General features: G+C 69.2%; 6 protein-coding genes. 4 read left to right on the top strand and 2 right to left on the bottom strand.

What is annotated here, in order from left to right; translation table 11 throughout:
* The first annotated feature begins 121 nt into the window (after positions 1-121).
* Positions 122-3,358, top strand: coding sequence for an error-prone DNA polymerase (locus FD678_RS11180; RefSeq protein WP_177497742.1), 3,237 nt, complete (start codon positions 122-124; stop codon positions 3,356-3,358).
* A 63-nt stretch (positions 3,359-3,421) separates the two neighbouring features.
* Here the strand turns inward: FD678_RS11180 and FD678_RS11175 are convergent, their stop codons facing one another.
* Complete coding sequence (locus FD678_RS11175; RefSeq protein WP_140723072.1) at positions 3,422-5,179, bottom strand: peptide MFS transporter; 1,758 nt, start codon at positions 5,177-5,179, stop codon at positions 3,422-3,424.
* Positions 5,180-5,458: 279 nt separating this feature from the next.
* Between FD678_RS11175 and FD678_RS11170 the strand changes: the two genes are divergently transcribed.
* From FD678_RS11170 to FD678_RS11155, 3 genes are all read left to right on the top strand, one after another.
* Entirely contained in the window at positions 5,459-7,429 is a 1,971-nt protein-coding gene (locus FD678_RS11170) for an OPT family oligopeptide transporter (RefSeq protein WP_140723069.1), read from the top strand.
* A gap of 168 nt (positions 7,430-7,597) precedes the next feature.
* Positions 7,598-9,667: a S9 family peptidase gene (locus FD678_RS11165; RefSeq protein WP_140723066.1), complete on the top strand. Its 2,070-nt coding sequence runs from the start codon at positions 7,598-7,600 to the stop codon at positions 9,665-9,667.
* A 397-nt stretch (positions 9,668-10,064) separates the two neighbouring features.
* Positions 10,065-10,820 (top strand): AraC family transcriptional regulator, encoded by a 756-nt coding sequence (locus FD678_RS11155; RefSeq protein ID WP_140723063.1) that lies wholly within the window; start codon positions 10,065-10,067, stop codon positions 10,818-10,820.
* A 153-nt stretch (positions 10,821-10,973) separates the two neighbouring features.
* Here the strand turns inward: FD678_RS11155 and gcvP are convergent, their stop codons facing one another.
* Positions 10,974-13,838: an aminomethyl-transferring glycine dehydrogenase gene (gene gcvP, locus FD678_RS11150; protein ID WP_140723060.1), complete on the bottom strand. Its 2,865-nt coding sequence runs from the start codon at positions 13,836-13,838 to the stop codon at positions 10,974-10,976.
* Positions 13,839-13,939: the final 101 nt, after the last annotated feature.

Genomic DNA, 13,939 nt, shown 5'->3' with positions numbered 1-13,939 from the left:
TCTCCAGCACGCGGGAGAAGAGGATGCACCCCGACTGTCCCGGATTGCCCCGGTGGCCCGCCGTTCCCTTCTCCCGTTTACGGGAGAAGGTGCCCGCAGGGCGGATGAGGGCCGCTCTCGCATGAACGGCTTCGACGATGCCTATCGCGAGGCCCCCGGCGGGCACGTGCCGCGCGCCTGGGAGGTGCTTGCCCGTCTGCGTGCGGCCAACGACGATGCCACGCGCCCGGATGATGCCGGCCTGCCGCCCTACGCGGAACTGCACTGCCTGTCGGATTTCTCGTTCCTGCGCGGCGCATCCAGTGCCGAGGATCTGTTCCGGCGTGCCCACGAATGCGGCTACGAGGCCCTGGCGATCACCGACGAGTGCTCGCTGGCCGGCATCGTGCGCGGGCTGGAGGCCTCGCGCGCCACCGGGGTGAAATTGATCGTCGGCAGCGAGTTCGTGCTCGAAGACGGCCTGAGGTTCGTCCTGCTGGTCGAGCACGATGCCGGCTATCCCTTGCTGTGCGAACTGATCACCACCGCGCGCCGCGCCGCCGGCAAGGGATGCTACCGGCTCGCCCGCGCGGACGTGCAGGCGCAGTTCGCCCGCGGCGCGGACGGCGTGTTCGCGCTGTGGCTGCCGGGCGAACCGGTGGACGTGGCCGGCGGCGAATGGCTGCGCGCGCTGTTCGGCGAGCGCGCCTTCCTCGCGATCGAGCTGCATCGCGAGCGCGACGACGCCGCGCGCCAGGCCGAACTGCTCGCCGTCGCGCGCCGGCTGGGCATGGCCGCCCTCGCCAGCGGCGATGCGCACATGGCCACGCGCCGCGAGCGCATCCTGCAGGACACGCTCACCGCGATCCGCCACAACCTGCCGCTGGCCGAGTGCGGCGCGCACCTGTTCCGCAACGGCGAGCGCCACCTGCGCACGCGCCGCGCGCTGGCCAGCATCCACGGCGCCGGGCCGATGCTGGCCGCGGCCGAACTGGCGCGGCGCTGCACCTTCGACCTGGGCAAGGTGAAGTACGACTATCCGGTCGAGCTGGTACCGCCGGGCGAGACGCCGACGACGCACCTGCGCAAGCGGGTCCTCGCCGGCATGCGCAGGCGCTGGCCGGCGGGCGCGCCGTGGAAGGTGCGGCGCGACATCGCCAAGGAGCTGGCGTTGATCGCCAAGCTCAAGTACGAGGCGTTCTACCTGACCGTCGAGGACGTGGTGCGGTTCGCGCGCTCGCAGGGCATCTTGTGCCAGGGCCGCGGTTCGTCGGCCAACTCGGCGGTGTGCTTCGCGCTGGGGATCACCGCGGTCGATCCCGGCGAGAGCCGCCTGCTGCTGGCGCGCTTCCTGTCGGAAGAACGCAACGAGCCCCCCGACATCGACGTCGACTTCGAGCACGAGCGGCGCGAGGAAGTCATCCAGTACGTCTACCGCAAGTACGGCCGCGAGCGGGCCGCGCTCGCCGCCACGGTGATCTGCTACCGCGGCAAGAGCGGGGTGCGCGACGTGGCGCGCGCGTTCGGCCTGCCGCCGGACCAGATCGCGCTGCTCGCCAATTGCTATGGCTGGGGCAATGGCGAGACGCCGATGGAGCAGCGCATCGCCGAGGCCGGGTTCGACCTGGAAAACCCACTGATCCGGCGCGTGCTGGTCGTGACCGAGATGCTGCGCGGCCATCCGCGCCACCTGTCGCAGCACGTCGGCGGCTTCGTGATCTCCGATGCGCCGCTGTCCACGGTGGTGCCGGTGGAGAACGCGGCCATGCCCGAGCGCACCATCATCCAGTGGGACAAGGACGACCTGGAAACGATGGGCATGCTCAAGGTCGACTGCCTGGCGCTGGGCATGCTGACCTGCCTGCGCAAGACGCTGGACCTGGTGCGCGGCCACCGCGGCCGCGACCTGGAGGTCGCCACGATCCCCGCCGGGGACGAGGCCACCTACGCGATGATCCAGCGCGCCGACACCGTGGGCGTGTTCCAGATCGAGTCGCGCGCGCAGATGGCGATGCTGCCGCGGCTGAAGCCGGAGTGCTTCTACGACCTGGTGGTGGAAGTGGCGATCGTGCGGCCGGGGCCGATCCAGGGCGACATGGTGCACCCCTACCTCAAGCGCCGGCAGGACCGCAGCCTGGTGAGCTTCCCGTCGGAGGGCGTGGAGAAGATCCTGGGGCCGACGCTGGGCATCCCGCTGTTCCAGGAGCAGGTGATGGAGCTGGTGATCCATGCCGGCTACGAGCCGCACGAGGCCGACCAGCTGCGCCGCTCGATGGCGGCCTGGAAGCGTGGCGGCGACATGGAGCCCCACCGGGCACGCATCCGCGAGCTGATGAAGGACAAAGGTTATTCGTCCGGGTTCATCGACCAGATCTTCGAGCAGATCAAGGGCTTCGGCTCCTACGGGTTCCCGCAGAGCCACGCCGCCTCGTTCGCCAAGCTGGTCTACGCGAGCAGCTGGCTCAAGCGGCACGAGCCGGCCGCGTTCGCGTGCGGGCTGCTCAACGCGCAGCCGATGGGTTTCTATTCGCCGAGCCAGATCGTGCAGGACGCGCGCCGCGGCAGTCCCGAGCGGCCTGCGGTGGCGGTGTTGCCGGTGGACGTGGTGCACAGCGACTGGGACAACACGTTGTCCGGCGGCAGCCCGTGGCGCGGCGACGACGCGCCGGGCGAGCAGCCCGCGATCCGGCTCGGCCTGCGCCAGTTGGCCGGCCTGTCCGAGGCGATGGGCCGGGCGATCGAGCGCGCGAGGGCGCAGCGCCCCTTCGCCGGCATCCCGGATCTATGCCTGCGCGCCGGCCTGGACGAGAAGGCACGCACGGTACTGGCGGAGGCCGGCGCGCTGCAGGCGCTGGCGGGGCACCGCAACGCCGCGCGCTGGGTGGTGGCCGGCATCGAGCGCAGCCGTCCGCTGCTGCCGGGCAGCCCGGCCGAGGCCGACATCGCCTTGCCGGCGCCGCGCCCGGGCGAGGAGATCCTGGCCGACTACCGCAGCGTGGGGCTGACCCTGCGCCAGCATCCGATGGCCCTGCTGCGCCCGCAGATGCGCCAGCGCCGCATCCTCGGCCTGGACGAACTGCGCACGCGTCATCACGGCGCCGGCGTGCACGTGGCGGGCCTGGTTACCCAGCGCCAGCGCCCGCAGACCGCCAAGGGCACGATCTTCGTCACCCTGGAGGACGAGCGCGGCATGATCAACGTGATCGTCTGGCCGCACGTCGCGCTGCGCCGCCGCCGCGCGCTGCTGGAATCGCGCTTGCTGGCGGTGCGCGGCCGCTGGGAACGCGTGGACGGCGTCGAGCACCTGATCGCCGGCGACCTGCAAGACCTCAGCGAACTGCTCGGCGAACTGGAGGTGGTGTCGCGGGATTTCCATTGAGCCGCGTGTTGCCGCCACGCGGCATGGGACGAGGTTGCATCGGTACCGGTGCGCGCGAACGGCTCACCTCACCCCATGCATCAACCGCTTCAGCAGGGGGGCGGCCAGTAATGCGGCCACGCCGCAGCCCAGGCCGATCCAGGTCATCAGCCAGAACAGGTGGGCGTAACCGGCCGAGGCCTCGGCCAGGTTCAGGGTTTCGCCATCGGGCACGTCGATCGCGGAGAGCTTGCCGAACAGCGCGGCGAGCGCTTCGGAAAACGCGGTGGCCAGGAACCAGGTGCCCATCATCAGGCTGACCACGCGCGGTACCGCCAGCTGCGTGACCGCCGCCAGGCCCACCGGCGACAGGCACATCTCGCCTATCTCCAGCACCAGGTAGGCCAGCACCAGCCACCAGACGCTGGCCATCTGCCCGCTGGCGCCGACCTGTTGCGCGGCCAGCGCCAGCGGCACGAACGACAGACCGGCGAACAGCAGGCCGAACGCCGACTTCACCGGCTTGGACGGGTCGGCGCCGCGGCGGTCCAGCCAGGCCCAGAGCGCCGCGAACGGGGGCGCCAGCATCACCAGGAACAACGCGCCGAGATAGGTGAGCGAGCCGGCCGTCTGCGGCAGCACGATGCAATCGCGCACCAGGAACACCAGCATCAGCGCGACCACCGCGACGAACAGCGCGCGCGGCGCGGCGGAGCGGGGATCGCGGTCGGACATCGCGGCCGCCACGACGAAGCCCAGCGGCGCCAGCAGCAGCGAGGCGATCGACCATGGCAGCGGCGTGCCGTCGCGGATCACCAGCGCGGGCGCCACGTCCTTGGTCAGCAGGCGGTCGGTGAAGGTCACCCAGGAGCCGTAGGTCTGCTCGTACAGGGTGAAGAACACCAGCGCCATGAAGATCAACGCCATCAGCGCGATCATCTGCTGGCGCTGCGCCGGCGTGCATTGCGTGCCGACGAACCAGCCGAACCACACCAGCACGCCGCCCAGGACGACCAGCATCAGCATCAGGGCCAGCGAGATCTCCCCGCCGAGCGAGAACGCGCCGTTGGCGGCCGCCCACATCAGCCACGCCACCGGCAGCACGCCCAGGACCGCCGTGCCGTAGATCAGCCACTCGCGCGGCAACCCGGCCACGCGCTCGCGCAGCGCGGCGGGCGAGGGGGATTCGGCATGGCCGTGCAGGTACTTCTGGCCCCACAGGAACATGCCCAGGCCGACCAGCATGCCGATGCCGGCCGCGCCGAAGCCGTACTTCCAGCCATAGGCCTCGCCGAGGTAGCCGCAGACCAGCGAGGCGAACAGCGCGCCGAGGTTGATGCCGGCGTAGAACAGCGAGAAGCCCGAGTCGCGGCGCGGATCGTTCTCCGCGTAGAGCTTGCCGACGATGGTGGAGATGTTGGGCTTGAGGAAGCCGACGCCGACGATGATCAGCGCCAGCGACAGGTAGGTCGTCGCCAGCGCGCCGGTGTCGCGCACCACCTGGCCGCCGACGCGCGTGGCGGCGTGGCCTTCGAAGGCCATGCCGAGATGCCCCAGCACCAGCAGGAGGCCGCCGAACACCACCGCCTTGCGCATGCCCAGCCAGCGGTCGGCGAGCAGGCCGCCGAACACCGGGAGGCAGTACACCAGGCCGCCGTAGGCGCCGAGCAGGTCCAGCCCGGCCTTGTCGCCGAACAGGTGGTACTTGGTCAGGTAGAGCAGCAGCAGCGCCTTCATCCCGTAGAACGAGAAGCGCTCCCACATCTCGGTGAAGAAGCAGACGTAGACGCCCTTGGGATGGCCGAGGAAGTCGTCGGGGGAAAGGCGGGCGGCGGCGGTCATCGGGCTGGGAGCGGTGTGCGAGCGGCGAGTATAGAGAGGGTGTGGGGAGGCCTGCCCTCATCCGCCCCTTCGGGGCACCTTCTCCCGCAGGCGGGAGAAGGGAGGTGCCCTGCGCCGTCGTCCGAATGGCGGATAGCAACGCCGTTCCCTTCTCCCGTTCACGGGAGAAGGTGCCCCGAAGGGGCGGATGAGGGGCCGTGCATGCCGCCCTGCAGCTGGACTTGCAGGCGGGCAAACGCTAGCGTGTGGCGGATTTTTTGCCATCAGGGGGTCCTCCCAATGAGCCAAGACGCACAGACGCGCCAGCTCACCTTCCGTGCCGTGTTGCTGGCCATCGTGCTGGCGGTGGTCCTTTCGGCCGCCAATGCCTACCTGGGCCTGTTCGCCGGCCTGACCATCGCCACGGCGATCCCGGCGGCGGTCGTCTCGATGGGCGTGCTGCGCCTGCTGGGCGGCGGCACGATCCTGGAGAACAACATCGTCCAGACCGGCGCCTCGGCCGGTTCCTCGATCGCCGCCGGCGTGATCTTCACGATCCCGGCGCTGGTCATCATGGGCTACTGGCCGGACTTCAAATACTGGTGGGTGCTCGGCATCGCCGGCCTGGGCGGCCTGCTCGGCGTGCTGTTCTCGGTGCCGCTGCGGCGCTCGATGATCGTCGAGGACCCGCTGCCGTTCCCCGAGGGCAAGGCCGCGGCCGAGGTGCTCAAGGCCGGCGAGAACCCCGGCCCGGGCCTGAAGATCCTGGCGCTGTCCGGCGCGATCGGCGCGCTGGTCAAGCTGGCCGCGGCGAGCGGCCTGCGGGTGATCCCGGATACCTGGGTGCAGTCGGCCTATGCCGGCAGCTCCAAGGTCACCGCATTCTTCGGCACCAACCTGTCGCCGGCGCTGCTCGGCGTGGGCTACATCGTCGGCCTGAACGTCGGCATCGTGGTGGTGTCCGGCTCGATCCTATCCTGGCACATCGCGATCCCGCTCTACCAGGCGTTCTTCTCCGGCAGCGACCCGGGCCTGGCGGCCAGGCTGGCCGATGCCTCGGCCGCGGATGCGGCCTATGCGATCTGGAGCGCGAAGATCCGCTACCTGGGCGTCGGCGCGATGCTGATCGGCGGCATCTGGACGCTGTTCTCGCTGCGCAAGTCGCTGCTCAACGGCATGAAGAGCGGCTTCGCCGCCGCCCGCAAGAGCGGCGGCCCGGCGCTGGCGCACACCGAGCGCGACCTGCCGATGAAGTGGATGCTGGTGGCGCTGGTGGTCTTCATCCTGCCGCTGCTGGGCCTGTACCAGGCGATCGTGCAGCAGTGGCACGTCTCCATCCCGATGACGATCATCATGATCGTGGCCGGTTTCCTGTTCGTGTCGGTGTCGGCCTACCTGGCCGGCCTGATCGGCTCGTCCAACAACCCGGTCTCGGGCATCACCATCTCCACCATCCTGTTCGCCTCGGCGGTGCTGGTGCTGTTGCTCGGCAAGAGCGGGCTGGTGCCGGTGGGCGTCGGCGGCGCGCCGCTGGGCGCGGTGGCCGCGATCATGATCGGCGCGGTGGTGTGCTGTGCGGCGGCGGTCGGCGGCGACAACCTGCAGGACCTGAAGGCCGGCTACCTGGTCGGCGCCACGCCGTGGAAACAGCAGCTGATGCTGGGCATCGGCGCGTTCTCGTGCGCGCTGATCATGGCGCCGGTGCTGAACCTGCTGGCGCAGGCCTACGGCATCGGCGCGCCGACCCCGGAACATCCGAATGCGCTGGCGGCGCCGCAGGCCAACCTGATGGCCTCGGTCGCGCGCGGCCTGTTCGGCGGCGAGCTGCCTTGGACGTTCATCGGCCTGGGCGCGGTGGTCGGCGCGCTGGTGATCGCGCTCGACGAGTGGCTGAAGTCGCGCAAGGCGCACTTCCGCGTGCCGGTGCTGGCCGCGGCGATCGGCATCTACCTGCCGCTGGAGCTGATGGTGCCGATCTTCCTCGGCGGTTTGCTGGCGCACCTGGTCGAGCGCTTCCACAAGGTGCGCGTGGACGACGAGGACGCGCGCGACCGCGTGCATCGCCCGGGCGTGCTGTTCTCGGCGGGGCTGATCACCGGCGAGGCGCTGATGGGCATCGCCATCGCGATCCCGATCGTGGCGGCCGGGCGCGCCGACGTGCTGGCGCTGCCGGAGATGTTCCACCTCAGCCAATGGGTGGGCCTGGTCGTGCTGGCCCTGGTCGGCTGGCTGCTGTACCGCACCGGCAAGAAGGGCGAGCAGGCGGGGTGATGGCCGCGGCGTCGCGGTAAGCATGCGAAGGGCGGCCGTGGGCCGCCCTTCGCGCTTGGAAGGCCCACAAAAGCCGCTCCCATAGGCGGGCCGGGCATGACTTCAGTCCTTTGCGCCTTGGCCGGGCCGGCCTCTACCATCGGCGTTTTGCCGTTCCGGGAGACCCCGATGAAGCTTCGTACTGCCTTGCTGCCCCTGGCCCTGCTGGCCGCGCTGCCCGTCCTGGCCAGTGCGCGCGGTTTCGAGGTGCGCGACCTGGTCGCCCTCGATCGCGTGTCCTCGCCGACGCTGAGCCCGAACGGCGACGTGCTGGTCTTCGCCAAGCGCCAGATGAACCCGGAGCTGACCAAGGCCAGCACCAGCCTGTGGGTGCGCGACCTGCGCACGCGCGACCTGGCGCCGCCCAAGCAGCTGACGCCGGACGGCTGGAACGTCAATTCGCCCGCGTTCTCCGCCGACGGCCAGACGGTGTACTTCCTGAGCGCCCAGTCCGGCAGCCAGCAGCTCTATGCGGTCTCGTCCACCGGCGGCAAGCCGCGCCAATTGACCGACTTCGCGGTCGACGTGGACAGCTTCAAGCTCTCGCCCAACGGCGAGCGCATCGTGTTCAGCGCCGGCGTGTTCCAGGATTGCGGTTCCGACCTGGCCTGCACCAAGAAGAAGGTCGACGAGAGCGCGGCTTCCAAGGCGTCCGGCAAGGTGTTCGATTCGTTGTTCGTGCGCCACTGGGACGCCTGGAACGACGGCCGCCGCAACACCCTGTTCGTGGCCGACCTGCCCGCCAAGGCCAAGGCCAAGCCGATCACCGAGGCCACCGCGATCAGCGCCGGCATTCCCGGCGATGCGCCGTCCAAGCCGTTCGGCGGCAACGACGACTACGCCTGGTCGCCCGACGGCACCTCGGTCGTCGCCAGCATCCGCGTGGAAGGCTGCGCCGAGCCGTGGTCGACCAACTTCGACCTGTACCGGCTCGACGCCAACGGCCGCACCTCGCCGGTCAACCTGACCAGGACCAACCTGGCCTGGGATGCCGGCCCGGTGTTCAGTGCGGACGGCAGGAGCCTGTACTACCGCGCGATGAAGCGCCCGGGCTTCGAGGCCGACCGCTTCGGATTGATGGTCATGGACCTGGGCAGCGGCAAGACCCGCGAGATCGCGCCGGACTGGGACCGCTCGGCCGGCGAGATCGTGCTGTCCCCCGACGGCCGCTCGATCTACACCAGCGCCGACGACATGGGCGAGCACCCGCTGTTCCGTATCGACATCGCCTCCGGCAAGGTCGAGAAGCTGGTCGCCGGCGGCAGCGTGGGCTCGCCGGTGCTGGCCGGCTCGACCCTGGCCTTCACCCGCAACTCGCTCAAGAGCGGCGACCAGATCCTCGTCGCCGACGGCGATGCCAAGGGCTTGCGCGAGATCACGCCGAGCGCGGCCGAGAAGCTGCCGGACGTGCAGTTCGGCGACTTCGAGCAATTCAGCTTCAAGGGCTGGAACGACGAGACCGTGCACGGCTACGTGGTCAAGCCGTACAACTACGAGCCGGGCAAGAAGTACCCGGTGGCGTTCCTGATCCACGGCGGTCCGCAGGGCAGCTTCGGCAACGGCTGGAGCTATCGCTGGAACCCGCAGACCTACGCCGGCCAGGGCTATGCGGTGGTGATGATCGATTTCCACGGCTCGACCGGCTACGGCCAGGCATTCACCGACGCGATCAGCCAGCACTGGGGCGACCGCCCGCTGGAAGACCTGCAGAAGGGCTGGACCGCGGCGCAACAGCAGTACGGCTTCCTCAACGGCGACAAGGCCTGCGCGCTCGGCGCGAGCTACGGCGGCTACATGACCTACTGGATCGCCGGCAACTGGAACCAGCCGTGGAAGTGCCTGGTCGACCACGACGGCGTGTTCGACAACCGCATGATGGGCTACAGCACCGAGGAGCTGTGGTTCAGCGAGTGGGAGAACGGCGGCACGCCGTGGCAGAACCCGGCCGGCTACGAGAAGTTCAACCCGGTGCTGCACGTGGACAAGTGGAAGGTGCCGATCCTGGTGATCCACGGCCAGCAGGATTTCCGCATCCCGGTCGAGCAGGGCCTGGCCGCGTTCACCGCCGCGCAGCGCAAGGGCATCGAGTCGAAGTTCCTGTACTTCCCGGACGAGAACCACTGGGTGCTCAAGCCGCAGAACAGCATCCTGTGGCACGACACCGTCAATGCGTGGTTGAAGCAGCATATCGGGGATTGAGTTGGAGGCTGGGACCCGAGGCTGGGAAAAGCGACAAGCCTGGTTCTGGTCGAGTGTCGTTGTGGGAGAGGCTTCAGTCTCGACGGGCTGTGCCGGGGAAGCCGGGACTCGGGCTTAGGGACTCGGGCTCGGCGAAGCGACAAGCCTGCTTCGGATCGCGTGCTGTTGTGGGAGGGACTTCAGTCCCGACAGGGCTTTACTGGCCAGCTGTCGGGACCGAAGTCCCTCCTACAGAAAGCCAGAAAGCCAAAAACCTGCAAAAAAGCATCGGATCGCTTGACAACCGGACCCAGGCAAAGATGCTTTTCCCGAGTCCCGAGTCCCGAGTCCCGAGTCCCGAGTCCCGAGTCCCGAGTCCCGAGTCCCGAGTCCCGAGTCCCGAGTCCCGAGTCCCGAAATGAAAAGCATCGATCCCGCCGATCTCGAAGCGCTGTTCGACGCGGTGCCCGACGTGCTGTTCTTCGTCAAGGACCGCGAAGGGCGCTATACGCACGTCAACCAGACGATGCTGCGCCGGCTGGGGCTGAAGTCGCGCAAGGAGCTGATCGGCAAGCGCGTGGTGGAGGTCTATCCGAGCGGGCTGAGCGCCAGCTACGCCAACCAGGACGAGCGGGTGCTGGCCGGCGAGACCATCGACAACGTGCTGGAGCTGCACCTGTTCGCCAACGGCGAGCCGGGATGGTGCCTGACCTGCAAGCGCCCGCTGCGGGTCGATGGCGAGGTGCAGGGCATCATCGGCATCTCGCGCGACCTGGATCCGCAGGACGGCCACGACGCGCAGTACGAGAAATTGCGCCTGGCGCTGGCGTACCTGCACGTGAACTACGCGCAAAACGTGCGCATGCAGACGCTGGTGGAGATCACCGGTTTCTCGATGTCGAAGCTGCAGCGCTCGTTCCGGCGCGTGTTCCAGCTCACGCCGCAGCAGGTGCTGGCCAAGCTGCGCCTGCAGATGGCGATGCACCTGCTGCACGGCAAGCAGAGCGTGACCGAGATCGGCCATGCCTGCGGCTTCAGCGACCAGAGCGCCTTCACGCGGCAGTTCAAGGCCGCCACCGGCATGACCCCGAGCGAGTACCGCGCGCTGGCCAACGCGAAGCTGGTGGAGCAGGTGGACGGGGCCAGGTTCGGGCATGCGCTCCAGTTGAAGTAGCCCGTCCCCACTGCCCCGTGTCCCCATGTGGGAGCGACTCTGGATGGCCCGAGGCCATCCAGAGTCGCTCCCACGAAACGCCGATAGCGGAGACTCCGCCCCAAACGACAACGGCCCGCAAAGCGGGCCGTTGTCCTGCCGGGTACGGGAGGCTCACGCCTCCACGGCATCGTCCTTGTACGCATCCACCGGGATGCACGCGCACATCACGTTCTTGTCGCCGTAGACGTTGTCCACGCGCGCCACCGGCGGCCAGTACTTGGCCTGCTTGAGCGAAGGCAGCGGGAAGGCGGCCAGCTCGCGCGGATAGGCGTGGGCCCATTCGCTGGCGGACACCGCCGTGGCGGTGTGCGGGGCGTGCTTGAGCGGGTTGTCCTCGCGGTCCAGGCGGCCGTCCTCGATCGCGGCGATCTCCTGCCGGATCTGGATCATCGCGTCGATGAAGCGGTCCAGCTCGTGCTGCGATTCGCTCTCGGTCGGCTCCACCATCAAGGTGCCGGCGACCGGGAAGCTCAGCGTCGGCGCATGGAAGCCGAAATCGATCAGGCGCTTGGCGATGTCCTCGGCGCCGACGCCGCTGGTCTTCTCCAGCGGGCGCACGTCCAGGATGCACTCGTGCGCGACCAGGCCGTTGCGGCCGGTGTACAGCGTCTTGTAGTGCGGCGCCAGGCGCTTGGCGACGTAGTTGGCGTTGAGCAGCGCGACCTGGGTGGCCTTGCGCAGGCCGGCGGTGCCCATCAGGGTGATGTACATCCAGCTGATCGGCAGGATCGAGGCCGAACCGAAGCTCGCCGCCGACACCATGCCGACTTCGCCTTCGCCGCCCAACACCTTGGGCAGGAAGGGGGCGAGGTGCGACTTCACCGCGCACGGGCCCACGCCCGGGCCGCCGCCGCCATGCGGGATGCAGAAGGTCTTGTGCAGGTTGAGGTGCGAGACGTCCGAGCCCCACTTGCCGGGCTTGGCCACGCCGACCAGCGCGTTCATGTTGGCACCGTCGGTGTACACCTGGCCGCCGTGGGCGTGGATGATCTCGCAGATCTCCACGACGTCCTCCTCGAACACGCCGTGCGTGGACGGGTAGGTCATCATGATCGCGGCCAGGCGGTCGCTGTACTTCTCGGCGTTGCGGCGGATGTCCTCGACGTCGACGTTGCCGTTGGCGTCGCACTTGGTGACCACGACCTTCATGCCGCACATCTGCGCCGAGGCGGGATTGGTGCCGTGCGCCGATTCCGGGATCAGGCAGATGTCGCGGTGGCCCTCGCCGCGCGAGCGGTGGTAGGCGCGGATCGCCAGCAGGCCGGCGTATTCGCCCTGCGCGCCGGAATTGGGCTGCAGGCTGACCGCGTCGTAGCCGGTGCATTCCACCAGCATCGCTTCCAGCTCGTCGATCAGCTGGCGATAGCCGGCCCATTGCGCGGCCGGGGCCAGCGGGTGGATGTTGGCGAACTCCGGCCAGGTCACCGGGATCATCTCGGCGGTGGCGTTGAGCTTCATGGTGCACGAGCCCAGCGGGATCATCGTGCGGTCCATCGCCAGGTCCTTGTCGGCCAGCGAGCGCAGGTAGCGCAGCAGCTCGTGCTCGCTGTGGTGGGTGTTGAACACCGGATGGGTCAGGAACGCGCTGGTGCGCCGCAGGCCGGCCGGCAGCGCGTCGGGCGTTTCCGCGTCGAGCGCCTCGATGTCGTCGATCTGCACGCCGAACAGCTTGGCCAGGGCGACCACGTCCTGGCGCGTGGCGGTCTCGTCCAGGCTGATGCCGACGCGGCGGCCATCGATCTTGCGCAGGTTGATGCGCGCGTGGCTGGCGTAGGTATGGATTTCCTCGGCGTCCACGCCTTCGACGGTGAGGGTGTCGAAGAAGGTGTCGTTGAGCTGCAGCCCGGCGCTGCGCAGCGCGGCGGCCAGGATCGCGGTGTAGCGGTGCACGCGCGTGGCGATGCGCTTGAGCCCGTCCGGGCCGTGGTAGACGGCGTACATCGAGGCCATCACCGCCAGCAGCACCTGCGCCGTGCAGATGTTGGAGGTGGCCTTCTCGCGGCGGATGTGCTGCTCGCGGGTCTGCAGGGTCAGGCGGTAGGCGGGATTGCCCTGGGCGTCGATGGATACGCCGATCAGGCGGCCGGGCATCGAGCGCTTGTAGGCGTCGCGGCAGGCCATGAAGGCGGCATGCGGGCCGCCGAAGCCGAACGGCACGCCGAAGCGCTGGCTGTTGCCGACCACGATGTCCGCGCCCCATTCGCCGGGCGCGGCGATCAGGGTCAGCGCCAGCAGGTCGGTCGCCACCGCGACCAGGCCGCCGCGCGCGTGCACGGCCTCGGCCAGCGCCTTGTGGTCGCCGATGCGGCCGAAGGTGTCCGGGTACTGCAGCAGCACGCCGAAGGCGTCGGCCTCCAGCGCCTCCTCGGGCGTGCCCACGCGCAGCTCGATGCCCAGCGGTTCGGCGCGGGTGCGCAGCAGCTCCAGGGTCTGCGGATGCACCGCGTCGTGCACGAAGAACAGGTTCGACTTGGACTTGGCAGAACGCTTGGCCAGCGTCATCGCTTCGGCGGCGGCGGTGGCCTCGTCCAGCAGCGAGGCGTTGGCGATCTCCATGCCGGTCAGGTCGGCGCACAGCGTCTGGAAATTGATCAACGCCTCCATGCGGCCCTGCGAGATCTCCGCCTGGTACGGGGTGTAGGCGGTGTACCAGGCCGGGTTCTCCAGCACGTTGCGCAGGATCACCTTCGGCGTATGGGTGCCGTAGTAGCCCTGGCCGATGAAGCTGCGGAAGACCGTGTTGCGGTTGGCGATCGCGCGGATCTTCGCCAGCGCTTCCTCCTCGGTCATGCTTTCCGGCAGCGCCAGCGGGGCCGGCGACTTGATCCGGCCGGGGACGATCGCGTCGGTCAGCGTGTCCAGCGAATCGTGGCCGACCACGCGCAGCATTTGCGCGATCTCGGTGTCGTTGGGGCCGATGTGGCGCGAGACGAAGGCGTCGTGGTGTTCGAGATCGCGCAGGGAAGGCTTGGACATGGAGAAGTTTCCGTCAGGGCAGAGGGGAACGCGAAGGCCCCGCTTCCGGTCGCCGCTCCCGCGCAGGCGGGAATCCATAGGACGTCGCTTTTCGCGCGCGA

Origin of the sequence: Pseudomonas sp. Hp2, from assembly GCF_006386585.1 — a bacterium.
GTDB classification, from domain to species: Bacteria; Pseudomonadota; Gammaproteobacteria; order Xanthomonadales; family Xanthomonadaceae; genus Pseudomonas_S; species Pseudomonas_S boreopolis.
Note: the sequence above shows the minus strand (reverse complement) of the source record. Positions and strands in the feature narration are given on the sequence as shown.